This window comes from Coraliomargarita algicola (genome assembly GCF_033878955.1).
Classification (GTDB): Bacteria; Verrucomicrobiota; Verrucomicrobiia; order Opitutales; family Coraliomargaritaceae; genus Thalassobacterium; species Thalassobacterium algicola.
In genome coordinates, this window is sequence record NZ_CP138858.1 from 3,129,741 (window position 1) to 3,154,818 (window position 25,078).

The following is a 25,078-nucleotide window of genomic DNA, read 5'->3' on the forward strand; positions in this document are numbered from 1 at the left end:
TTAATAGATTTGCAAAGTGCGGATACTCTGCTGAAAAAGGTGCATGTTTTACGACGAGGTCAAAGTTAATTTCAAGGCGGGTAAAGGAGGCGATGGCTGTTTCAGCTTCCGCCGTGCAAAGTATGAGCCCAAGGGAGGCCCCGACGGTGGCGACGGTGGTCGCGGCGGCGACGTCTATATTGAGGGCGATACCAATGTGGCAGATCTTACAGATTTTCACTTCAAACCAGGCTGGAAAGCCAAGAATGGCGAGCCTGGTCGCGGGCGTGATCAGCACGGTGCCAATGGGGCCGACTTGATTTTAAAGCTTCCTGTGGGCACGGTGGTGGTCGATCGTGATTCGGGTGATCCCATTGCTGAAGTGATGGAGCACGGTGAGCGCGTCTTACTGTTGGAAGGTGGCGAAGGTGGTAAGGGGAATGCCCAGTTTAAGTCTTCGACGAATCAAGCCCCGCGTCAGTTCACATTGGGCAAGCCTGCTGAAGAGGGCGATTTTCGTCTCATTATAAAGACGATTGCCGACGTCGGCCTGATCGGTTTTCCCAATGCGGGCAAGTCAACCTTGCTCAACATGATTACCAATGCGCATCCGAAGACCGGCGCCTATCCTTTTACGACTATTTTCCCAACTGTTGGCGTGCTGGAGTATCCAGAGCAATATGAGCGTATCACGGTGGCGGATATTCCAGGCTTGATTGAAGGTGCCAGTGAGAATCGGGGCTTGGGGCATCGCTTTCTTAAGCATGTGGAACGCTGTAAAGTGTTGATCATTATGCTCGACATGGAAGGCACGGACGGCCGCGATCCTTTGGGCGACTACAAGGTCTTAATTAACGAACTGAAGCTCTACATGCCCGGACTGGCGCGTAAGCCAGAATTGATTTGTGCCAATAAAATGGATGAGCCCAATGCGGCGGAGAATTTGAAGCTATTTCAGAAGAAGGTGAAGGAAAAGGTCTACCCGATCTCCTGTGTTTCTGACGAAGGTTTTGAAGACTTAAAGCAGGCTATGTTGGCGGAGGTGCTCAAGTTGCGTGCCCTTGAAGAAGAGGAAGAAGACGAGAATAGTGAGTGAGACGAAAAGAGTTGAGCTAACGGCTTGTTAGGTTCTTGTTTAGAACATGGCAAATCGCTACTTATCTCTTTTGATCCTTCTCGCATTTGTCGTATTTCCTGCTGGCGCTGAATTCCGTACTTTTACTAGTGATTTTGGTGACAGTGTAGATGCGAAGCTAGTGGAGCTGAAAGAGTCCGGAAGCATCGTCACGATTGAGCTTCGTTCGGGTAGACAAATAGATGCTCGGGTGACTGCTTTTTCGCAAAACGACCAGAAATTTATCCGTAAATGGTGGGCTGCGATTCAGGCGGAGAAGCAGCTACTCAAGGAGGATTCGCGAATTACAGTGAGTGCAAAAATGAACCGTAAGTCGCAAAGTAATCACTACGATAACTGGTATTCCATCGATGATGAGACGAAATCGTATTTTCCTGAAGTGGTGATTGAGAACGCTGAGTTGGATGCTTTTAAGGGGAACACGGTTCGCGTCGTCGTAGTCGCCGATGATCGGCATAATGAAGGGCAGAAATTAATCGTGTCGGCGACGACGGTGAAGGCTGATTTTCCAGATCGAGGTAAAGTCGTGCTAGAGACGGATCCCTTTCGCCTCCGCCTTTACGAGTATGACAGCAGCAGCTCTAACTACAATTACGAATACGGCTACGAATACAGCGGCTATATTGTAGTGATTCAGAATTCAGCCGGAAAAATTACTCATACGCGTGCATCGAAAACTAAATACTTGAGCAATATGGAAGTCGTCTTGAGTTGCGAGGCAGGGGAAATGTATGATGAGTCGCTCAATCGTAAGCTCAATGTGAGTCCGAGTTCGTATTTTGTGAGATGAGTTTTAGAAAAATAGTCGATATTGATGAGGCCGCGTTTAATCAGCAGCCTAAACTTGAGAGCCATTTAGCATACGAGAGCTTTATTGCCTTGGCGCGTCATCCGAGTCGCGAGCTGATCGTGGATCGCACGCTGCAGCGGCGTTCTATGAAGAGCGGGTTTCTGCTCGCAGTTTCCTATGTTTTGTCGCGTCGCATCGCGGCGTGGACTTCAAAACCGCGAGTCGGCATCGTATTTCCACCAGGTCTGGGTGGCTATATTGCGAATCTCGCCGTCGTCTTTGCAGGCAAGGTGCCGGTCAATTTGAACTTCACGCTCGGAGCGGCGAGTGCTGAGGCTTGTATGCGTCAGGCAGATGTCGATTGCTTGCTCACGACGAAGCAGGTGCAGATCAAGATGCCATTGTTTCCTTGGCCGGAAACGGGTGTGGTAGATTTAGTCGATGAACTGAAAGGCCTGCCAAAGGCAAAAACACTGGCGCTGCTCAGTTCTGTTTATCTATGTCCTGCCAAAATACTGGCGAAGTTACTTAAGATTCCAGCTAAGGGCGGGGAGCGTGAGGCTGGACTACTTTTTACCAGTGGCAGCTCTGGGGACCCAAAAGGTGTCGTGCTCACGCACCGTAACGTTTTAGGGAATTGTGCTCAAATCGATGCGTCGGGACTATTGCCGACTACTGAAAAGATCATCGCAAGCTTGCCTATCTTTCATAGCTTCGGTTTTACGGTGACGCTCTGGTATCCACTGCTGCGTGGCTGTGGTGTCGTGACATTGCCCAGTCCGTTGGAAACTAAAAAAATCGCGGATGCAATCGAGGCGGAGACAGCGACGATCTTGATCGCGACCCCGACATTTTTGAAGCCGTATCTCAAGCGGGTGGACCCGCAGAAATTGGCTACCCTCAGATATGTGGTTGCCGGTGCGGAGAAGACGCCGGCTGGCTTTGCCGATGCATGGGAAGCTCGCTTTGGTGGTTTATACCTAGAAGGCTATGGCCTGACGGAAACCTCACCCGTGGTGAGCGTCAACTTGCCGTCGGTTCCCGTTGGAGTCGAGTATTTCGGAAATTCTCAGGAGGGCAGTCGCTGTGGATCAGTCGGGCGTTTATTGCCTGGGCACGCGGCGCGTATTCTAAATCCGGATACGATGGAGCCGATGGATACTAGTTCCGTAGGCTTGTTGTCCTTGCGTGGGGCTAATGTGTTTGGCGGTTATTTGGAAGATCCGCAGCGTACGGCAGAAGTTAAGGACGGGGATTGGTTTCTGACCGGCGACCTCGCTCGATTTGATCAGGACGGCTTTTTGTATATCGAAGGGCGACTTTCACGTTTCTCGAAAATTGCTGGAGAAATGGTTCCGCATGGTACCATTGAGGAAGTGCTGGTCGAGGCGTATGATTTATTGGAATGCGAAGTGCCGATGTTGGCGATCGCGGGGCGACCCGACGATGCCAAGGGGGAGGCTTTGGTTTTAATTGCCTCTGAAGAGTTGGAACTAGATTTGGATGACGTTCGCCTAAAGTTGAGCGCTGCTGGACTATCGAATTTATGGATTCCTAAAGAGCTGAAGCAGGTCGAGTTTATTCCAACACTGGTGACGGGAAAACTGGATCTCAAAGCAATTAGTTTGCTGGCTCAGCAGAAAGCTGATTAGGCCGATTCGACTGTCCTGAATTTTGCATTATATAGCTGCAGTGGGTATTGCATACGGCATGATTGGCTCATGCTTTAGAGCTCTTCGTATTCTTTGTTATATTATTTAATTGCTGTTGGTCAGTGGTTTGTGTGGTGGTATGGTGTTTTCTGGCATCGGATTGGCATGCGGTTGGCATAGTAGTAAAGTCCTTAATTCAACTAAGAACGTTAACTAAAGGAAATTATTATGAGCACAAAAAGCACACTGAAAAGAGAACTCGAACGTTTAGTCATTCATGCCAACGATTCGGTGAAAGGTTACGAAAAAGCAGCTGAGCGCGTGCAAAATGAGGATGCAAATTTAGCACTATGCTTTCGCGAAATTGAAAGCGCTCGCCGTGCACATGTGAATGCGATTAATTCCCGTCTCGAATGTATCGGTGAAGAAGAGCAATCGCGTGGCTCATTGGAAGGAAGCGTGCACAGAGCACTGATTAGTGTGAAGGACATGTTTACCTCCAGTGACAACACTGAGTCTGTAATCGATGAAGCAGTTCGAGGCGAGCAGAAGTTGCTCGATTATATTGACGACACGTTTGATGATGTGGATGTCATGGACGGGGAGACTGTTCGCGTGATCAATGGTCTGAAAACTAGCATCCAGCAAGCCACTGAGCGCCTGCAAGCGAAGGCGCGAGCCGCATAAGCGAATTCAGCTGATCGCAATGGAGAGAGTCGTCCTATATGGGCGGCTCTTTTTTTATTGGCTCCTTTCCTCGCAGGCTTTGCGTAAGCGTGTTTGTAAGTGTGTGCGTCGGACTTGCTGCTCGTTATTTTTGATCGCCATTGCGTAGGCGTCGAGTGAGCCGACGATGTAGACTTTGCGGCGCGCGCGTGTGATGCCTGTGTATACTAGGTTTCGTTGCAGTAAGAGGAAGTGTTGTTTGAGCAGAGGGATGACTACCACGGGGTATTCACTGCCCTGACTCTTGTGGATGGAGATGGCGTACGCGTGCTGGATTTCAGAGAGTTCGCCTTTGGTGTATTCGACCTGCGTGTCGAACTCGATCGTAAGTCCAGAGCGGTCGGCGGCGATGGATTTGATAATACCCGTATCACCGTTGAAGACATTTTTATCGTAATTATTGCGGGTCTGGATGACTTTGTCGCCGATACGGTAGGTGTGGCTGCCGTATTCGATTTCAACGGGCAGCGGTTTGTGGGTTTTTTCCCGGAAATGGGTTTGGGTTGCGGGGGCGTAGTCTGGATCGGAGCGCATGCGTGATTCGGCTTTGCTCTTTGGGTTGAGCACGTCTTGCAGCTCCGTATTGAGTAGGGTGATACCGCCGCTGCCGCGGTGCATGGGCGACATAATTTGCAGATCTCTGATGGGATCAATGTTGTGCGTCTTCGGTATGTATTCTTTGGCGAGGTCCTTGATGGCCTTCACGCATTGCTCTGGTTGCTCCGCTTCTATGAAGGTAAAGTCACGTGCGGCGTCCAGATCTCGTAGGCTACGGTAAGTCATACCTGGGTGGGTTTCACCTTTTAGGATGGCGTGCGCAGTGGTGACGATTCCGCTTTCTTTGCCCTGTCGATAGATGATGTTGAGGCGAGTCACTTTAGCGGGGGGGGCGGCCATGAGGTCGCCGAGTATATTGCCTGCGCCGACAGAAGGTAGTTGGTCGGCATCGCCTACCAGTAGTAGGTGAGCGCCACTGGGAATGGCTTGAAAGAGGCTCGATGCGAGACGTGTGTCCAGCATGCTGGTCTCATCCAGAATGAGAAAGTCACAGGGGAGGGGGTTGTCTTCGTTATAGGTAAAACTGCGGGTGGCACCGTCGTATTTGAGCAATCGATGAATGGTGCTGGCCTCGGCGCCAGAAGCTTCGGCAAGGCGTTGAGCGGCGCGGCCTGTCGGGGAGGCTAGGCTAATGCGGGCTCGCTTGGCTGTTAGGATCTCCACCACTGCGCGCAGGATCGTCGTCTTGCCCGTGCCTGGGCCGCCGGTAATGATGGAGACTTTGGCTGCCAATGTGTTGCGTAGGGCTGCGGCTTGTTGCTCGGCGAATTGGAAGCCCGCCCGCTCTTGTGCCCATTCTACTGCGGCATCGATCTTAATCGTGGGTAAGATGGATGGCGTTTGAGCGATACGTGCGATGGCTTCAGCGATACGATTTTCCGCGCCTGCGGTTGTGGGCAGCTGGTATGCGGGCCCGAGCAGATCCTGGTTTTGATCGTAGGCCTGAATGCCGTATAGGCTTGCGGCTTTGTCGAGTGCACGAATGCGGCTTTGGATCAAGCTCGGATCTAGCGACAGCAATTGGGTTGCGTGCTCTAAGATCATCGTTTCGGTGCCCAGGGTGTGTCCCTCGTCTTCCAGTTGTCGCATGGTGTGGAGCACGCCAGCGTCGATGCGCTCTTTGGAATTCGTTGGGAAGCCGAGGTTGAGTGCGATTTTATCAGCAGTCTTGAAACCGATGCGTTCGATGTCTTCCGCCAGACGGTAGGGCTCGTCTTGTAAAATACGCTTGGCTCCGCTGCCATATTTTTTGACGAGTCGCACGCATTGGGCTGGAGTGATGCCGTAAGTTTGGAGAAACATCATCACGTCCCGAACGGCACTTTGTTCATCCCATGCCAGTTTGATAGACTTGGCGCGCTGCTTGCCGATGCCGGGGATTTCGTGGAGACGGCCGGAATCTTCGCTGATAATTTTAAGTGTGTCGGCTCCAAAGTGGTCGACAATTTTCTTTGCGTAGGATTTGCCGATGCCGTGAATGAGCCCACTGCCTAGGTATTTGCGAATGCCGTGAACCGAGGCGGGTAATTGTGACTTAAACTGAGCGATTTTGAATTGATCGCCGTGTTGCGGATGGCGTGTCCACTGCCCGCTCAATTGCAAGGTTTCGCCGCATTGCACTCCGGGCAAGGGGCCGAGTACGGTGACGGGGCGTTTACTGTCGGGCACTTGCAGTTCGGCCACGCAGTAAGCGTTTTCCTCGTTGAAATAAATAATTCTTTCGAGGACGCCTGTAATGGATTGATCGTTTTGTGTGGGAGGTGGCATCGGCTCGCGTGTATCAGCAATATGAATGAAGAGCCACTTGCTCGCTTGCGTCGATACGAAAAAATGCTCCTGCGTGCCTTACCTAGTTTGTCGTGACGGCTGTGAGTGCGCTTAGGACTAGTAGGTGCCGCCAGTTGCTCCGAAGTTGCCGATCGTGCCTGCAGAATCGATGTTGAAGCGGAGTAGAATGTAGCGTATTTCGATTTCGGGAAAGGTGACTGAGGGAATTACGCCTTTCTCGAAAGCAATGTCGTTGCTTAGTTGGAGCCATGTGTCGCTTTTCAAGTCTTCCAAGGTGTCGGAAACCAGCACTTTAAACGTTCCGGCAGCACTTTGATTGTTTAAGAAAAAGCGCGAAACACGCACGAATTTTCCCAAGTCGACAATATAGTCGTGTGGGCCTGCGCTGATGTTATAGCTGAGTGCGGAATTATCACTGAGAAAGACGGCTTCATCATATTGGCTGACCTCAGAGACATCTATTGGCTGAAATTTGCCATTTTGCACAAGTATCAAACGCGCTCCCATGTGCCAACGTGTGAGGTTGCGAGGGGCTTTGCTTCGCGTCTTGGACGACGTTTCGAGGCTCTGATACGAAGCTACGCGTTGCGGGGCCTGAGCATGACTGATGCAGTGTGTGGGGGCAATGGCTCCTGTTATCAATAAAGCGGCCATGGCTCTGAACTGGCGGAGGTCGTGTTTTCTCATTGTCAGGGCTGAATGTTGGGGGGATCCGAGATTGCTTACGAGTGATTTTATCCAGTGTGTAAGCATTTAGGAGGATGAATGCAATTCGCCATTAATCACGTCCTGTGCGCGTGTCGGGGGAGCGTTGTGACGTTCGCGTAACTGAGGGGTGTTTTCTGTTACCTAAACGTTGCCAGTATGCCGATGAACTGCCTTGCCTGTGACTCTATGCATTTTTAGCTGTCGCAGCTTACATATCATATATGATGCATACCTTTTCAAAGATTCTGATTCTTCCAATAGTTTCGAGTTCGATTTGGGCTGACCCGATTCATCGTCTGCCCGAATACGAAGTCGTCGGTCGGGAGACAAGTTTAATTGGTGCGGCGATGGTCGGTTCGGAGGGTGCCTACGGTCAGGCGGATTTGGAGTATCGACCTATTTCACGCATGGGAGAGGTCTTGGAAATGGTGCCGGGGCTGATTGTGACGCAGCATAGCGGCACTGGAAAGGCCAACCAGTATTTCTTGCGCGGTTTCAATTTAGACCACGGTACGGACTTCGCTACATTTGTCGATGGGATGCCCGTGAATATGGTCACCCATGCGCATGGGCAGGGATATACGGACGTTAACTTTATTATTCCCGAATTAATCGATCTGGTAAATTATACAAAAGGTCCTTATTTCGCGGCGCTGGGAGATTTTGCTTCCGCCGGTTCCGCTCAGATTCGGACGGAGAGCTGGTTGGAGCAGGGCATTGCTCAATTGGGGCTTGGAGAGCATGGCTACGCTCGCATCGTGTTGGCAGATGGCTTCGACCTGAGCTTAAATGAGCGTTTGGTGGTCGGTTTTGAATCGCACTATTACGATGGCCCTTGGGAGATTGGCGAAAATCTCAACCAGTTTAAGGGATTTCTCAAATATACCCAACAGCTTCAGGAAGGAGAGTGGGGGCTAACTTTTCATGGTTATGAGGCCAGCTGGGACTCGGCAGACCAGATACCATTACGCACGGTCGAGAGTGGAAGTATTTCCGAGTTCGGCTCGTTGGATGAAGACGTTGGTGGTGCGACTGCGCGCTATAGCTTATCGAGCGAATATCGGCGTGATACAGGAGATACCAATACTATCATCAGTGCGTATGCGATCTACTATGATATCAATTTATGGTCAAACTTTACTTATTTCCTGAAGGATTCAGTCAACGGCGATGAGTTTGAGCAGGCCGAGGATCGTATGGTTTACGGTGTGAATTTTGCACATAGTTTATTGCATACGCACCTATTTGAGCGTGATGTGCGGCATACATTTGGGGGGCAGTTACGTTATGATGTGATCGATGATATTGGTCTGTATCATACGCAAGGTCGCGAGCGCATGGAGGCTGTTCGAGTGGATGATGTGCAGGAGCTTTCTACAGGTGTGTTTTACGAGAATGAAATTCATTGGACAGACCGCTGGCGCTCCGTCATGGGGATACGCGCCGATTATTACGCCTTTGATGTCGAGAGCGACTTAGCCGCAAATTCGGGACAGGCGGATGACGTATTGTTGAGCCCTAAATTCAGTTTGATTTATACACCGAACCGGATGTTGGAGTGGTATAGCAGCTTTGGTTTGGGGTTTCATAGTAATGATGCGCGGGGCACCACGATTACGGTGGATCCCGCGGATTTGTCGCTGGTGGATTCGGTGGATCCCCTGGTGCGTTCAATGGGGGCGGAAGTCGGCGTGCGTGTGAATTGGAACGAGCAGCTCAATAGTGCCTTGTCCCTCTGGTGGTTGCAGTTGGACTCTGAGTTGCTGTACGTGGGCGATGGTGGGTCGACTGAAGCTTCGGAGGGGAGTCAGCGCTATGGTTTTGAGTGGACCAATGATTATCGCCCTTTGGAGTGTTTGACTTTCGATCTCGACCTCGCCTTGACGCATGCCCGTTTTGAGAATGGCGACGAGATCCCTGGTGCCTTGAATTCTGTTTTGAATGCTGGAGTGACCTATCAGAGGCGTTCCGGCTTTTTCACCAGTTTGCGTGCGCGTTATTTTGGCAGTCGTCCATTGACCGAAGAGGGTGCAGTGGAGTCGGATGCTTCGCTGGTTTTTAATTTGAAGGCCGGGTATGATTTTAATCCCAATCTGCGCATAAGCTTTGATGTTTTGAATCTATTTGATTCGGAAGATCATGACATTACTTACTATTATGAGTCGCAGTTGGCAGGCGAGCTTGTCGCTGTTGAGGATGTTCATTTTCATCCTATAGAGCCACGTAGCCTGCGTGTGACTGTGAGCTATCGCTTCTAGTGGACTCGGGCCCTTCTGGGCTGAGACTTTATTCCAATTTTTGCTGGCCTTGCTTGATGCTGGCCAAGGGCGCTGTGTTTCAAATGGATGACAGTTGGTTTACGAATGTGTCTGTTGCGTGTCCTATGATTGCGTGAGTGTTAAATGTGGGCGTTAAGCGCTGTACATATTTGACCTGAATTATTCGTGGCCGTTGATGGGGTGATCAAGATGCTTTGTATTAAATAAATGGATACGCTTTTTAAATTGGTCAAGTTTTTTTGCTTCTGCGCTTTTGCTCAGTCGATGTATGGGCATGGGGCCGCTCAGACCAGTATTCGTTTGAACGTTTATGAGGCGCAAGCAGAGGTTCACATTGAAGTTACGATGCCTGATCTGATTAAAATGGTCGGGGGAGAGGTGAGTGCGGACATTACAGCAGCACCGGAGGCATTACGTCGCTTTGCATTCGAGTATCAAGGTGAGGTGCAGAAGCACTTTAAGTTAATTGATACAAGTAATCAGATATTACTCCCTGCCAGTGCATGGGCACAGCTACCTGATTTTGATTCCTCATCGGTTCAAAACTTAGGATTGGAGCAACAACGAATCGAGGTGGTGTTGGGCTATCTGTTTGAGTCGCCGCCTGAATCATTGGCGGTGGTCTTCGATCTGGGGCAGGACCATCATGGTGCTCCGGTGTATGCGGATTGCATTCTGCGCCAGAATGATGAGATGACGGTGCTGCCCGCAAAGGTAGGGCCTGGATTTTCAATTCAGTATGCATTTGTGTGGGACGAACCCGTGCAAGGCATTCATGCGATGTCCAACTTAGACGCTGCGAGCATCGGATGGGAGTATCGCCCAGTGGTCAGCTATCTCTATGATGAAGGTTCACGTGTGAAGTGGTCGGTGGTGGCACCCTTATCCGCTTGGGGGGAGTATGCCTACGATCTTTCACGCATGCCGCGTCATGTGCTGGCTGATACTATAGCCGCTCAGTTTCAGTTAAGTGCCGCAGGGGTGGCCTTGCCGATGCAAGATGTGGAGGCGGTTTGCTTTCGCATGAATACATTTGATTACCAACGTGGGCGTTCCGTCAGAGGGGGCGATCCTGATAATATGATGCTCCGGTTGGATATGACTTTTGAGTCGCCAACTCTTGCGGCGGATTGGTTGGAGGCGCGTTGCATAGATTTCCCAGCGCTGAGCCCCCGCATGTTTTTAAGCGCATGGGTAGAATCTCAAGGTGAAAATTTTCAAGTCCTACATCCAGAGGCCAATTCTTTCCGCTGGCAGTCGCGGGCGTCTGAGGAGCGCTTGTTACAAGTCAATGCACGCTAGTGTGCTAAGGTAAATTTAGAGGTAATAATTTAATCATGTTCAATCAATTATATAATCGAGTAGCGCGCTACTGTAGTTACGGCTTTGTTGGCTGTTTGGCTACAATGGCGACGCATAATCATGTACACGCGGACGATGTCAAAGCACTCCATTTTGATGGAGTCGATGACTACGTGACAATGGGAGACACCTTAGGTCTTTCCGAACTCACGATCAGTGTCTGGTTTAAAAAAGACGCGGGCGGTGCTCTAGGCAGTTCTGGCGCGGGCGGTGTCAATGTGATACCACTTGTGGCTAAAGGACGTGGGGAGAATGATGCCAGCACGCTCGACTGTAATTACATCTTCGGGATCAATAGTGCAGGCATGCTTGCCGCTGACTTCGAAGAAGGCGCTGCGGGTGTCAGCCCCGGGGTCAATCACCCTGTGGTGGGTGTGACTCCTGTGGTTGAAGGCGTGTGGCAGCATGCCGCACTCACTTATGATGGCGCGACATGGAAGGTATATTTGAATGGACAGTTGGATGCGGAGCTTTACGTGGGGCAGCCCCTCCGTTCCGATAGTATCCAGCATTTCGGATTGGGTGCAGCAATGAATTCTAGTGGCACCGTTCAGGGCTATTTTGCAGGAAGCCTGAATGAAGTCAGCGTTTGGGATCATGCCTTGAGCCAAAGTGATATCGAGAACTTAATGACCTCGTCGCCTGCTGTCACAGAAACCGGACTTGTGGGCTATTGGCCACTGGAGCAGGCGTCTGGTGTTGCAGTCGCCGATGCGACGGGTAACAACGATGGTGTCTTTACTGGCGAGACCGAATCCACATGGGTGGACAGCAATTTTGTAAGAGCGGATTTTGTGACGCCTCCTACTAATCTGCGAGCCTGGGCTTCTCAGGTAGGAGCGATCAGCCTTAGCTGGACGGATCAAGCAAGCGCTGAGGCAGGCTATATTGTTGAGCGTTATGATTCAAGCACTGCAGCATGGTCCGAGTTGGCGACACTGCCAGCAGATAGCACTTCCTATCTGGATGAATCGGTCGACTTAGACGTCGATTATCTATATCGCGTACGTGTGTCTGGTGGCGCCACTTCATTAGTTACACAAGCCAATGCCGGCACTTCAGCCGGCCATCATGTGACGAAGCTGCGCTACGGAGTGAATGGATACTTTGATGCGCTTGATATCGGATTGCGTCAATATGTTGCGCCCGGACCCGATGTGACGTGGAACATTGTGACGCTGTATACTGATAATAATTCGTCAACGAACGAAGATCAGATTTTGATGCAATTCCCCAATCTTGAGGGAGCCATAGCCGATGGCAAAGTGCCTGCGGGCTCGGTGGTTCAAAGCGCGACTCTACGTATTTGGGTAGGCGATGGTAATGAGAAGAGTTCTAACACCATCAGCATGTATCCGATGTTGAGTGATTGGGACAGCCATAGCACCTGGAATAGCATGGTTGACGGAATCAGCCCCGACGGTGTCGAAGCCGCGAGCACTCCAGACTTTGCGCAGAATGGTTTGAATGTGGCCAGTGTCTGGTCAGAGTGGGATTTGACTGAGCGTGTGCAAAGTATTTTGGATGGCAGTCATACCAATCGTGGTTGGGTATTATTAAATGCGGGCAGTAATGGTTTCGGGATCACTTCCTCGGAGTCAAGCGACCTGAGTTTGCGTCCGGAGTTGGTCATTCACTATACACTCGGTGCCGTTCCTGGTTCGCCGACGGATACCAGCGTGAGCCGCACGCCAGAGAATGCCGCCTTGATTACATGGACTGATAGCGTGAGTGACGAGGGGAACTATATCGTAGAGCGCGCTTATTCGCTCGATGGTCCGTGGACAATACTCACGGATAGTTTGCCTGCAGGCAGCACGTCCTATAGCGACAGCACCGTGCTCGAAGATACGAAGTATTTCTATCGTGTGAGCGCTTCTAACACATTTGGCTCAGGCGAGCCCGATGCGGTGCAGGCCTTCCGCTTTGGAACAGGAACCAGCGCACTGGAGTTCGATGGCATCGATGATTACATCACCATGGGCAACACGCTCGGTATGTCTGAGTTGACCATTACCCTTTGGTTTAAGAAAACCGGTGAAGGTTCCACCGCAACCACTGGTGTGGGTGGTATTCACGGCATTCCACTCGTCGCGAAAGGCCGCGGTGAGAGTGATGGCTCTACAGTAGATTGTAATTATTTCTTCGGCATTGATTCTGGCACAGGTATGCTGGGGGCCGACTTTGAAGAAGGAGCCGGCGGCACCAGTCCGGGCCTGAATCACCCGATTGTAGGTGTGTCTCCGATTCAAGATCATGTGTGGTATTATGCCGCACTGACTTACGATGGCAGCACATGGAAGCTATATTTAAATGGTGCGCTGGAGAATGAACTCTATGTCGGACAGCCGTTGCGCGCCGATAGTATTCAGCACTTTAGTATCGGTTCCGCGCTCAATTCCTCCGGCTCACCGGCGGGTTATTTTGCAGGTTTGATTGATGAAGTCTCTGTTTGGAATCGTGCACTTGAAATGAGTGAGATCCGCGCATTGATGACTGAGAATCCCGCACTGCCGAATGCAGATTTGTCCGGCTTCTGGAAACTGGATGAAACTGCGGGCGCCGCAGCCTACGACGAAAGTCAGCAAATTCACGGCGCTGTTAGTGGGGTCTTTACTGATGCGGATTGGCAAGCCACCGACTTGGACACATCTGTGATCTCCTTTCCTCCCACGGATCTGACAGCATTGGCCACAGCCGATAAAGTGATCGAATTGAGCTGGGTAGATGCTTCCAGTAATGAGTCGGGTTTCACGCTGGAGCGCCGCGAAGGCACAGAGGGTGAATGGATTGTGATCGAAACGACTGCCGCGAATGTGGAAAGCTACTCCGACACGGAGGTTCAGCCCGATCTAGATTACTACTACCGTGTCAGCACTGTTGGGGGCACGGTATATAGCTCCGCGATACGTGCGAATATCGGCACGCGCTACAATGAGAAAGTTGCCAAGTTCCAGTATGGAATGAATGGATACACCGCGACTAATGATATCGGCATTCGCTCCTCGAGCTCGCCTGGTGCTGATGCAACCTGGAATACTTCCAACCTCTATACCGACAATAATAGTGAGACTGATGAAGATCAGGTGCTGATTGATTTCCAAGATATCATCGGAACCGGCGCGCAGCAAATACCATCCACTGCGATCGTTAAGAGCGCGACGCTACGCCTATGGGTTGGAGACGGGAATAACCCCAGCAACGATATCATTAGCCTACACCGCATGCTCGCGGATTGGTCGGCGAACAGCAGCTGGAATTCGATGGTCGATGGTATCACAGCCGACGATGTCGAAGCAGTCGCCACTGCGGAATATGTGCATGAAACCTATAAGGACATCGAGACCTGGAGCGAGTGGGACGTCACCGCTTCCATCGAAGCGTATCTTGCAGGCACTGCGACCAATCGCGGTTGGGTGTTGTTGAACTCCGATAATGATGGCTTTGGCTTCTGGACTTCCAAGGCCGCAGATATTGATATTCATCCTGAATTAGTGGTTGTCTATAGCGATGGCCCGACTCCTGCAGCGCCCACTTCGGTAGTTGCAGAGCCGGTCTCTACTTCAGAAATTGAGTTGACCTGGACTGACGTTGCTAGCGACGAGACCGCCTATATGATTGAACACGCCACGGACTACTACGGTGAGTGGGAGGTGTTAGTTGCGGATCTCGATCCAGATACGCAGTCCTACAGCCACACAGGCTTGGAGACGGAGAGCACACACTATTACCGTGTAGTCGCTTTGAGCGAAACTGGTGGCGGCATCAGTGAGCCCGCGTTTGCTCGCACCGACGATGGACCTTATGGTCTGCGTCAACTGTCCTTCCAGCAAGGCTTCAATGACTATGCGAGTGCATTGGAGATTGAGATCGATTCCGATACGCCTGAGGCCAATGCGCAGAATGGAATCCTATGGGTAGACCACAACTCGGATGGCAGTGAGCGTCAGGTATTGCTGAACTTTGGCGACATCTTTGGTGAAGCTGCGGGGCAAATCCCTGCAGGCTCGATTATCGATCGTGCTTATATCCGACTCTATGTCGGCACCGATACTTCCGTGCAAAGTGATGGCCCCATGCACTTCCAGCAAATGCTGGTGGATTGGGATGATTTGTCTAGCTGGTCCTCGGAGGCCTGGGGCGGTAACGGTATCGACGATGACGATATCGAATCAGATAGTCAGCCCGATAGCGTGAGCATCTTCTCTAGCCAAGAGTCATACTACGACGTCGAGGTCACGCCGACCCTGGTCGACTGGTTGAATGGTGCACCGGTCTATGGCTGGGTGATTCAAACTTACTCCAACGATGGATACGGTTTCTATTCATCATTAAGTGCCGATGCAAAGCAACGCCCAGAGCTGATTGTTGAAATCGATACCGATCCTGCGAATCTGTATCCAGAGATCACGATCAATGCGCCTACAGACGGTGCGACTGAAGTTGCCGAGCCCGCGATCATTAATCTGGATGTCACTGATGGCAATCTTGAAGACCTACTGGATGTCACACTCTTCGGACGTCTAGTCGCTGATTCCGACGAAGCGTTCTCGGTGGTATTGCTGCCGGATACACAATTCTATTCGGCAGAGATCAATGGAGCTGTGAAGGAAATCTTCGCTTCCCAAACACAATGGATCATTGATAATCGCGAAGCCTTGAATATCGCCTTCGTCTTGCACCTGGGAGACATCGTTCAAAACGGTGATACTTATGGTAACGGCAGCTCTGCAGAGCAGGAGTGGATCAACGCTTCGGACGCGCTCTACTTACTGGAAGATCCGCTAACCACTGGTCTGCCTGAAGGTATTCCTTATGGCGTCGCGGTCGGGAATCACGACCAAGAGCCGATCTGGGATCCAGATGGCACTACGACTTACTATAACAAGTATTTCGGTGTCGATCACTGGGCCGGTAAGAGCTACTACGGCGACCACTACGGCAGTAACAATGATAACTACTACCAATTGTATTCGGTTGGCTCATACGACTTCCTTTCGATCAGTCTGGAGTATCGTGGTTCTGCAAATGCAGAGGTGCTCGATTGGGCCGAAGGCTTAGTGCAAGCCTATCCCGACCGTCGTGTCATCGTGACGACGCACCACCTTGTCAATACCGGCAATCCTGCTTCTTGGAGTTCCTACGGTGAAGCGATCTACGAGCGCTTGAAGGGCTATCCTAACTTAGACCTGATGCTCGGTGGTCACATCCACGGTGAGGGACAACGCACGGATGACTTTGAGGGAAATATTACACACTCTCTCTTGCAAGACTATCAGGGCTATAGCGAAGGTGGCCAAGGTTACCTACGAATCCTGACATTCGAACCTGCACACAATAAGATCTACGTGCGCACTTACTCACCTTGGGTGGATGCCTATGAGACCGACACGAACAGTCAGTTCGAATTGGAGTATGACATGGGAACCATCATCTCCGAATTTGAGGAGTTGGCGACCTTCACCGATATACCTGCCGAATCCGAATTGGAGTTCGAATGGGATGAGCTATTGGCTGGCCGTCATTATGAGTGGTATGTTCGAGCAACGGATGGACGTAAGCCAGTAGAAACCAGCTTACAGTCATTCACCGCAGCGGGGGCGACTTATTCCGCTTGGCGTGATCAACTCTTCGATGCCGAAGATAGCAATGTCGGCCGCGAGGACGACCATGATGGCGACGGCTATAGCAACTACTATGAGTTCGTCTTTAATGGAAATCCTAAGAGCGGTTCAGGCCTGCACATGCCTACGGTCACCCTCGGTGAGGGCGGTAATGAAATGCGCTATCAGCGCATTAAAGATGCTGGCTTGCAATGGAGCTACCTCGTCTCGCAAGACTTGATCCACTGGGATCTGCCTAGTGAAGAAGTCGTCGAGATCACCGAGCACATCGTGGACAACGAGGACGGCACCGAATCGGTCCAGCTTGAGATTGATACTAAGGTCAAAGCACTCTTCTGGCGCATCGTCGCTGAATAGAATCTCAATCGCTAAAGTGAACACCACTATCGCTTGCGATAGTGGTGTTTTGCTTTGGTATGAGTCGCCTTTTATAACTGGTGCATCGGTATGGGTGATTGTTCTTGAGGAGAGTTTCGCCAGAATTATATCTGGCTTGGATTTTGCTAAGGTGGCTCGCATGAATTCCTACCTATTTCATGTGTTATGCCTGCTGGGCATCCTTTCTCTCGCGAAGCAACCTGGATTATATGGTGCGATTGCTTTACATCCTGAAGCACCCGCTGAGGCGTCTATCTATTTTAGTGGCGACTGGGGGCAATCCCCAGGTTATATGACGCGTGCTGAGTTGGCTGCGCTTGATGACTATACGACGATACGGACGGAGGTATTTCCTGGAGCTGCCGAGGCGGACTTGGGTGTCCTACCATTGAAATCATTGATTCAGGTTCTTGGTTTAGGGGATGAATGTGATGGTTTTGTATTGGAATGTACTGATGCTTGGGAGAGCTACGTGACCCTCGAGTATATCGAGGAGCATGACCCGGTTATGTTGCTATATTATAATGGTAAATCACCAGAGGAGGCTGAATGGCCTATGTTTGGGGGTGATATTGAAGCGCTTGCCCCCTATTATGTTTTTGTCGTGGGGGACCGGAGTGGTTATGTCGATGCTCCTAAATACGGAATGATTTCAGCGACGCAAATGAATGGTATCCGTGCGACGAATACGGCGGAGCGTTACGCACCTTTTTACAAGTCACCGATGGATCAGCTTTCGCCAATGGCTCAGGCTGGTCGCGATTTATTCTTGCAACGTTGTAATGTATGCCATGAAGGGCCGGGGGGTGTGGGCGGCAATGTTTCTCAGCGCCCTTTGATTGTCTTACAAGGACATGCGGTCTACAACGAAGATTATCTACGTAAAATGATTACGAATCCAAAGCAGTTTTACCCTGAGACGATCATGCCAAATCATGAAGACTTTGATGACCTCAAGTTTGCAAAGATTGTTACTTATTTAAAAGAAACATCAGCGCTAATGAAGTGAGTCTGTGGTTTTATTATTTGGGTAGGGGCATTTCTGATGCAAAAATACGGGATTTATCATCTTGAGCTCTGTCAGGATTGGCTCAGGAAATGCATGTGTGTGAGTCGATGAAGACCTTACATTATTGACTACCAAATATGAAAACCATGAGTAAAAAAGACGTATCCGTTTGCCCAGTATGCAGCAAGAATTTGAAGGTCGTGCGGGCCTCGGCCAAAGTGGTTACCGAGGAGCACACTTTCTGTTCGGCGAGTTGCCATCAAATTTCGTTGGCGCCAAGTAGTTTTTTTCAACCGAGTCGAGTCTTTGGGCGAGGTGGTAGCTCCTACCGTTCCAGAGAGTTGAAAGTGAGTTAGTTGGCTTGGTGTGCGCGTTATCAACTGTGCTGCGAAGTGAGCTGAGGTGCTTTTTGCCTAAATAATGTCCATGCTGCTCGGGTTTTACGGGCTGACATGTTCTTGTATTCGTTTGTGGATTGCGCATCTTGTGCAGCATGCGAACGATTAAATGGATACTTCTAGGAGCTCTCCTCGGGGTGGCGGCTTTGCCTTACTTGCTTTTTCAGCAACAGGAGTTGCCAGCGGGCACTCGCTTGAGTAGCCTGGATTTCGAATATTCGGAGGCGCGCTTGTTGGTTGATCGCACTATGTGGGATGACGCGACGGGAGAGGTGGTGCGCTCACATGAGATTTTTGATACGATTCTGCGGGAAATTGAGTTGGCCGAAACCTTTGTGATTGCGGATTTCTTCTTGTGGAATCCGTGGCGTGGTGCGGTGGAATCCTCTGGAGAGTTGCGAGCACTTGCGCAAGAGTTGGCGGAGGCGTTGATCCGCAAGCGTATTCAGAGTCCTGATATACCGATCCTGGTGATTACGGATCCGATTAATCGAATTTATGGCGATCATGCGTCTGATTATTATGCTCGATTGGCTGGAGCGGGCATCCCAGTGGTTTTTACTGATTTGAGTCAGCTGCCGGATTCGAATCGTATCTATGCGCCACAGGCTTGGTTTTGGGGGCAGTATTTGCCAGCTGAGAAGATCGACAGCGATCTTGCCCTGATTCCTAATCCATTTGATCAGTCGGGTGAAAAGCTGACTCTGGCGCAATTGGGGCGCTTGTTGTATTTTAAAGCAAACCACCGGAAGGTTTTGGTGACTGGTCGGCAGAGCACCGCGCCTCGTGTCTTAGTCGGTAGTTTTAATCCAGCTGATGGCAGTGCAAATCATTCTAATGTCGGGGCTTTGGTAGAGGGCGCAGTCGCGATCTATGCGGCGCATTCGGAGTTGGATATTGCGGAGTGGTCGTCGTCGAATCTCCAGCAGGTTGCGGGGGAGTTGAGTCAACAAATCGCCCAGGCGATTGCGACGATTCGGCTGCGTGTGCCAGCGGTCGCTTCCTTGCCTCGGGCTCGCGAGGGGGCACCGCGGGTGGCCTGGCGCAGTGAGGGGGCAATTCAGCAAGAGCTGCGGGAGCAGTTGAATCAGGCGGTGGCTGGCACGCGTGTGGATGCGGCTGTATTTTATTTTTCGGATCGCCGCATCGTGAAGGCCTTTATTGAGGCGATTCAGCGAGGGGCTGAGGTTCGATTATTACTGGATGCCAATCGTGATGCCTTTGGGCGCGAGAAAAACGGAATTCCGAATCGTGCGGTGGCGGCCGAGTTGATGGCATTGGCGGGGGTGGGCAATGTGGAGGTGCGCTGGGCTGCGACGCATGGCGAGCAGTATCATGCAAAGGTGCTACGTGTCGTGGGCGAGCGGCAAGATGTGCTCTTTTTAGGCTCTGCTAACTGGACGCGACGAAACTTGGATGATTTAAACCTAGAGGCGAACCTGCTGTTTCAAGACGCTTCTGACTTGGGGCGTGACTTCGATGCTTACTTCGAAGCTCTTTGGGCGAATGCGAATGGCTATGTGGAAAGTTTGCCCTATGAAGATTGGGCGGAGTCTGGCTGGAGTTTGCGCTGGAAGACCTGGCTCTACCGTTTTCAAGAGTGGAGCGGAGCTTCGACGTTTTGATTTTTATGCGTGTTTGACTGCGATCAGTGTCAGGTCGTCTAGTTGTCCAGTGCCTTGGGAGAAGCGCTTTACGCTTTCGAGGGTTTGTTCGATGACCTCTTGTGCGCCTTTGTCTCCGTGGGTGCGGAGTAATTCGGTGAGTCGTTGTGTGCCGTATTCTTCGCCTTGTTGATTCGCGCTCTCGGTGATGCCGTCAGTATATAGTAAAAGCGCGTCTTTATGTCCGAAATGAATGGAAGTGTCTTGGATGATGCTGTCGAAGACTTCAGGAGGCACCATGCCGACAGCCATGCCTGGTGATTGGATGGGGTCTACGTCGAGACCACCTTTGGTGTGCTGATCGTAGAAGAGCGGTAGCTCATGACCTGCGCGGGCGAGGGTGAGCTTATCAGTTTCCAAATCTATGACCGCATACACCATGGTGATGAACATGTCGCGCTGCATGGTATGTTCCATCGCGGAATTGATGGCGCTCAATACTTTTGAGGGAGATCTGTGTTGCTGTGCGAAATGGCGTAGATGTGTTTGGCAAATGGCCATCAAAATCGATGCGGAGATGCCTTTGCCGGAGACGTCGGCAATGGCGAATGCGATCGTTTTTTCGTCGAGGGCAAATACGTCGTATAGATCGCCGCCGACTTTTTGTGCAGGCGTGTAGTGGGACGCGAATGCAATGTGGTCGGCAGGCGGAAACTTCTTCGGCAGCAATAGTCCCTGGATGTTGCTGGCTAGCTCGATGTCGGTATCGAGTTTATTTTTGTCGATCTGTAGTTGCATGGCGTCGCTGTTGTGCACGGCGAGGCCCACTTGTTCGGCAAGTGACTGGACTAGGGAAAAGTCGGTTTCGGTAAACGCGAGCCCGTCAGAGGGATTGGCCACGGCGAGCACTGCGATGAGTTCTCCTTGAAAGAGCACCGGGGCGGCTATGAAGGAGCGAACTTTCAGTGCGGGGTCTTCGTGTTGTACGATGCGTGGGTCGTTTTCTGCGTCGACGATCAGTTGGGCACGGCGTGATTTGGCGACTTGTCCGATCAGGCCTTCGCCCATCTGATAAGTTTCGGACTTGAGGATGCTCTCTAGAAACTGGGCCCGCGTGGTTAGTTTACTGGTGACGGACTTAGGCAGTTTACGTTGAGGTGGAAAGAGGCCTTCGACGGCGATACCTTTCAAGGTGTTGTTGGGGCGTTTTTCAAAGATGCAGGCACTCATGGCACCAGTGCTTAGGATGGCGGCATGTATGATGCGTTGAAACATTGCCTCGCGGTCGCTGCCTTCGGCTACGGCCTCGACCATGTTGTGCATGAACTCCACTACGATTTGCTTCTCCTGGTGTAGGAGCTGTTTGTCTTCGTCGAGAATTTTGATTTGCCTGCGTTTTGCCGTGTAGGGGAGCCACAGTGCAAAGGCTCCAGCGATTAATCCAAGTATGAAAGGCAGCATGGCTGGGGCTTGGGGGTGGTGGCTTTAGTCTTTATCCTGCTTCTCGACTTGATTGCGTAAGAAGGCTATGACGTCTTGGAATTTCGCTACATTTTCTTTGTCGGCTACTGTTAGGTTCTCGTGGGCCTTTAGGATGTTTTTAGCGTCGGAGACTTCTTGATTTTTGAGTGCAGAGAAATTGTCGGCTACTTCGGCTTCGTCAGATACGGTCAACAGGTTTTGTAGGCCTAGATTGCAGATAAGTTCGTAATTGCGCTCACCTAGCTTGCCGACGACAAGTTCGCCAGCAGGGGTGAGCTTGCGTAGTTCGATTGCCGTGCCAGCCAGGATGCCAAGAAAAGTGCTGTCCATGCCTTTGCAGGCTTCAAAGTCGATGAAGATACGGCGACTCCCGCTGGAGAGGATCGTCTCGATAAACTCACGAAATGAATTACAGTTTAGGTAATTCGCTTTGCCGTTAATTTTGACTACGACGGGGTCGGAGTAAGCGCTAACGAGAAAAGTGGGCTGTTGTGGATCACTCATTTAGAGCGTGGGTCAGGTGAAGTGTGGAAATTGTGAGGAGAAAAATCAGACCAGAAAGCTGGGCAAGTAAGTTAGCAGTGTGAAGTTAATAATCAACAATCAATCGAGAGGAGGCAATAATTCATAAAATCTTCTTGAAATCCGTAGGCGAGGGCAGACCTTGTGTACTAGCTGAAGATATGAATACTTACCTAGAATACACCAAAGAGATTGAAGAACGTAAAGGTCAAGGGCTGAGCCCGAAGCCGATAGATAATGGCGAATTACTCGCTGTGATAATCGAGCAGATTAAAGATCTCGATAACGAGTATCGCAAGGACTCCTTGCACTTTTTCATTTATAACGTATTACCGGGCACGACCAGTGCGGCGACGGTGAAGGCGCAATTTTTGAAAGAGATCATTCTGGGGGAGTCTGTGGTGGAGGAAATTACTCCCGAGTTTGCCTTGGAGCTCTTATCGCACATGAAGGGGGGCCCTTCGATCAAGGTGCTCTTGGATCTCGCGCTGGGGGAGGATGCCGCAGTCGCCGCACAGGCTGCTGCGGTCTTGAAGACTCAGGTCTTTCTCTACGAGGCGGACACGGATCGCTTGGTGGCCGCTTATCAGGCAGGCAATGCCATCGCTAAGGAGCTATTGGAGAGCTATGCCAAGGCGGAGTTCTTTACTAAGTTGCCTCCTGTGGACGAAGAAATTAAAGTGGTCACATACATCGCTGGCGAAGGCGATATTTCAACTGACTTGTTGTCACCTGGCAATCAGGCGCACTCGCGCTCGGATCGTGAGTTGCATGGTAAGTGCATGATTTCCGAAGAGGCGCAGATTGAAATTCAAGGTCTGCAGGCGCAGCATCCCGATAAGCGTGTGATGTTGATTGCTGAAAAGGGCACCATGGGCGTGGGCTCCTCGCGCATGTCGGGGGTCAATAATGTGGCCTTGTGGACCGGTAAACCCGCTAGCCCTTACATTCCCTTTGTGAATATTGCTCCGATTGTTGCGGGCACGAATGGGATTTCGCCGATTTTCCTGACCACCGTGGATGTTACCGGAGGCATCGGGATCGACCTGAAGAACTGGCGCAAGAAATTGGATGCCGAGGGCCAGCCAGTCTTGAACGAGAGCGGTGATCCCGTGCTGGAGGAAGTCTACTCTGTCGCAACTGGCACAGTGCTGACAATCAACACCAAGGAAAAGAAGCTCTACAATGGTGAGCAAGAGTTGGTCGACCTGACCGCTTCGTTCACACCTCAGAAGCTGGAGTTTATGAAGGCGGGCGGTTCTTACGCGGTCGTTTTCGGTAAAAAGCTACAGAGCTTCGCGGCTCAAACTCTGGGTGTTGAGTTGGAGTCGGCCTTCGCGCCTTCCAAGGAAATTTCGCATGCAGGCCAGGGCCTGACTGCAGTGGAGAAGATTTTTAATAAGAATGCCGTCGGTGTGTCTGAAGGTGCTGTCTTGCACGCGGGCTCGGACGTTCGGGTGCGCGCCAATATCGTCGGCTCGCAAGATACGACCGGGCTGATGACCTCGCAGGAGTTGGAATCAATGGCGGCCACAGTCATCTCTCCGACCGTGGATGCCGGTTACCAATCCGGTTGTCACACGGCATCGGTGTGGGATAAGAAGGCACAGGCCAATATCCCACGTTTGATGGAGTTCATGAATAAGTTCGGGCTGATCACTGCACGTGATCCAAAGGGCGAATACCATGCCATGACCGACGTGATCCACAAGGTCTTGAACGACCTGACTGTGGATGAATGGGCGATCATTATCGGCGGCGACTCGCACACACGTATGTCCAAAGGGGTCGCTTTCGGAGCCGACTCGGGCACCGTGGCGCTGGCTTTGGCCACGGGTGAAGCCACCATGCCGATCCCTGAGTCCGTTAAAGTGACTTTCAAGGGCGAGCTCAAGGAGCACATGGACTTCCGCGACGTGGTGCACGCCACGCAGATCCAAATGCTTAAGAAATTTGGGGAGAACGTCTTCCAAGGTCGCGTGATCGAAGTGCACATTGGCACGCTGCCCGCCGACCAAGCCTTCACATTTACGGACTGGACTGCAGAGATGAAGGCCAAGGCCTCCATTTGCATTTCTCAGGACGAGACACTGATCGAATCACTGGAAATTGCGAAGAGTCGCATCCAGATCATGATCGAGAAGGGCATGGACAATGATTCGAAGGTGCTGCAAGGCCTGATCGATATTGCCAATCAGCGCATTGCCGACATTCGCTCCGGTGCCAAGCCCGCACTGATGCCCGATGCCAATGCCAAGTATTCGGCCGAATTCGTAGTCGACCTCGACGCCATCGTGGAGCCGATGATTGCGGACCCCGACGTCAACAACGAGGACATTTCGAAGCGCTACACCCACGATATTATTCGCGAGCTCTCTTACTATCAGGGTGAGAAGTCCGTTGATCTCGGATTCGTCGGCTCCTGCATGGTGCACAAGGGCGACTTGAAGATCGTTTCTCAAATGCTCAAGAATCTCGAAGCGCAACAAGGTGAAGTGAAGTTCCAGGCGCCCCTCGTGGTGGCTGCGCCGACTTACAACATCATCGACGAGCTGAAGGCTGAAGGTGATTGGGAGATGTTGCAGAAATACTCCGGTTTCGAGTTCGACGACGACGCACCGAAGGGCGCGGCACGCACTGAATACGAAAACATGATGTATCTCGAGCGTCCTGGCTGTAACCTGTGCATGGGTAATCAGGAAAAAGCGGCTCGTGGCGATACCGTGATGGCTACATCCACCCGTCTGTTCCAAGGACGCGTGGTGGAAGATTCCGATCGTAAAAAAGGTGAGTCTTTATTGGCCTCCACTCCCGTCGTCGTGCTTTCCGCGATCCTTGGCCGCACGCCTAATATTGAGGAATACAAGTCCGCGGTCGCCGGCATCAATTTGACCAAGTTCGCGCCTCCTGCTGAGGCGCTGATCAGTTAGAGGATTTCGCAAGTTGGAGTGCGCCACGCCTGTGGCGTGCTCCGCTGTGTGCGGGGGATGATCGCGTAGACCTCGCTGGCGCGAGTTCGCTACGTTTTTTGTACGTAGGGGTTCATTGTGTAGCGATGCGACGCCAGTCGCGTCTGTGTGGGGT

14 protein-coding genes are annotated in these 25,078 nt (G+C 51.4%); 10 read left to right on the forward strand and 4 right to left on the reverse strand.

The genetic code is table 11. The features are described from left to right. Nucleotides 1-43: 43 nt before the first annotated feature. The 4 genes from obgE to SH580_RS12720 all read left to right on the forward strand — a co-directional run bounded on the left by obgE (nucleotide 44) and on the right by SH580_RS12720 (nucleotide 4,243). Nucleotides 44-1,075, forward strand: coding sequence for a GTPase ObgE (gene obgE, locus SH580_RS12705; protein ID WP_319831234.1), 1,032 nt, complete (start codon nucleotides 44-46; stop codon nucleotides 1,073-1,075). Between the two features lie 70 nt (nucleotides 1,076-1,145). Next, nucleotides 1,146-1,904: a hypothetical protein gene (locus tag SH580_RS12710; protein WP_319831235.1), complete on the forward strand. Its 759-nt coding sequence runs from the start codon at nucleotides 1,146-1,148 to the stop codon at nucleotides 1,902-1,904. Then, a complete protein-coding gene (locus SH580_RS12715; protein ID WP_319831236.1) occupies nucleotides 1,901-3,556 on the forward strand; it encodes an AMP-binding protein in 1,656 nt (551 codons plus the stop codon). Before SH580_RS12710 ends, SH580_RS12715 begins: the two co-directional genes overlap by 4 nt. Before the next feature lie 228 nt (nucleotides 3,557-3,784). Further along, nucleotides 3,785-4,243, forward strand: coding sequence for a PA2169 family four-helix-bundle protein (locus SH580_RS12720; protein ID WP_319831237.1), 459 nt, complete (start codon nucleotides 3,785-3,787; stop codon nucleotides 4,241-4,243). A gap of 54 nt (nucleotides 4,244-4,297) precedes the next feature. Here SH580_RS12720 and recD2 read toward each other — a convergent pair whose 3' ends face one another. Both recD2 and SH580_RS12730 read right to left on the reverse strand, forming a co-directional pair. After that, entirely contained in the window at nucleotides 4,298-6,607 is a 2,310-nt protein-coding gene (recD2, locus tag SH580_RS12725) for an SF1B family DNA helicase RecD2 (RefSeq protein WP_319831238.1), read from the reverse strand. A 117-nt stretch (nucleotides 6,608-6,724) separates the two neighbouring features. After that, nucleotides 6,725-7,315, reverse strand: a complete 591-nt coding sequence (locus tag SH580_RS12730) for a hypothetical protein (protein ID WP_319831239.1) — start codon at nucleotides 7,313-7,315, stop codon at nucleotides 6,725-6,727. A gap of 242 nt (nucleotides 7,316-7,557) precedes the next feature. Here SH580_RS12730 and SH580_RS12735 point away from each other — a divergent pair, with 242 nt between their 5' ends. The 5 genes from SH580_RS12735 (at nucleotide 7,558) to SH580_RS12755 (ending at nucleotide 20,011) form a co-directional block, all read left to right on the forward strand. Then, the gene (locus SH580_RS12735) at nucleotides 7,558-9,594 is read left to right on the forward strand and encodes a TonB-dependent receptor (RefSeq protein ID WP_319831240.1); all 2,037 of its coding nucleotides are present in this window, start codon (nucleotides 7,558-7,560) and stop codon (nucleotides 9,592-9,594) included. A gap of 228 nt (nucleotides 9,595-9,822) precedes the next feature. After that, the gene (locus SH580_RS12740) at nucleotides 9,823-10,917 is read left to right on the forward strand and encodes a hypothetical protein (protein WP_319831241.1); all 1,095 of its coding nucleotides are present in this window, start codon (nucleotides 9,823-9,825) and stop codon (nucleotides 10,915-10,917) included. A 35-nt stretch (nucleotides 10,918-10,952) separates the two neighbouring features. Continuing rightward, complete coding sequence (locus SH580_RS12745; protein WP_319831242.1) at nucleotides 10,953-16,958, forward strand: DNRLRE domain-containing protein; 6,006 nt, start codon at nucleotides 10,953-10,955, stop codon at nucleotides 16,956-16,958. Between the two features lie 16 nt (nucleotides 16,959-16,974). Then, nucleotides 16,975-17,988 carry a c-type cytochrome gene (locus SH580_RS12750; RefSeq protein ID WP_319831243.1) on the forward strand — a complete coding sequence of 338 codons (1,014 nt, stop codon included), beginning with the start codon at nucleotides 16,975-16,977 and terminating at the stop codon, nucleotides 17,986-17,988. A 493-nt stretch (nucleotides 17,989-18,481) separates the two neighbouring features. Then, on the forward strand, nucleotides 18,482-20,011 hold the full coding sequence (locus SH580_RS12755) for a phospholipase D-like domain-containing protein (RefSeq protein WP_319831244.1): 1,530 nt from the start codon (nucleotides 18,482-18,484) through the stop codon (nucleotides 20,009-20,011). Between the two features lie 3 nt (nucleotides 20,012-20,014). Here SH580_RS12755 and SH580_RS12760 read toward each other — a convergent pair whose 3' ends face one another. Next, on the reverse strand, nucleotides 20,015-21,451 hold the full coding sequence (locus SH580_RS12760; protein WP_319831245.1) for a SpoIIE family protein phosphatase: 1,437 nt from the start codon (nucleotides 21,449-21,451) through the stop codon (nucleotides 20,015-20,017). Between the two features lie 24 nt (nucleotides 21,452-21,475). Then, nucleotides 21,476-21,976: an STAS domain-containing protein gene (locus tag SH580_RS12765; protein ID WP_319831246.1), complete on the reverse strand. Its 501-nt coding sequence runs from the start codon at nucleotides 21,974-21,976 to the stop codon at nucleotides 21,476-21,478. A gap of 179 nt (nucleotides 21,977-22,155) precedes the next feature. On the opposite strand from SH580_RS12765, the gene SH580_RS12770 reads away from it, so the two are divergent. Next, on the forward strand, nucleotides 22,156-24,924 hold the full coding sequence (locus tag SH580_RS12770; protein ID WP_319831247.1) for a bifunctional aconitate hydratase 2/2-methylisocitrate dehydratase: 2,769 nt from the start codon (nucleotides 22,156-22,158) through the stop codon (nucleotides 24,922-24,924). Nucleotides 24,925-25,078 lie beyond the last annotated feature (154 nt).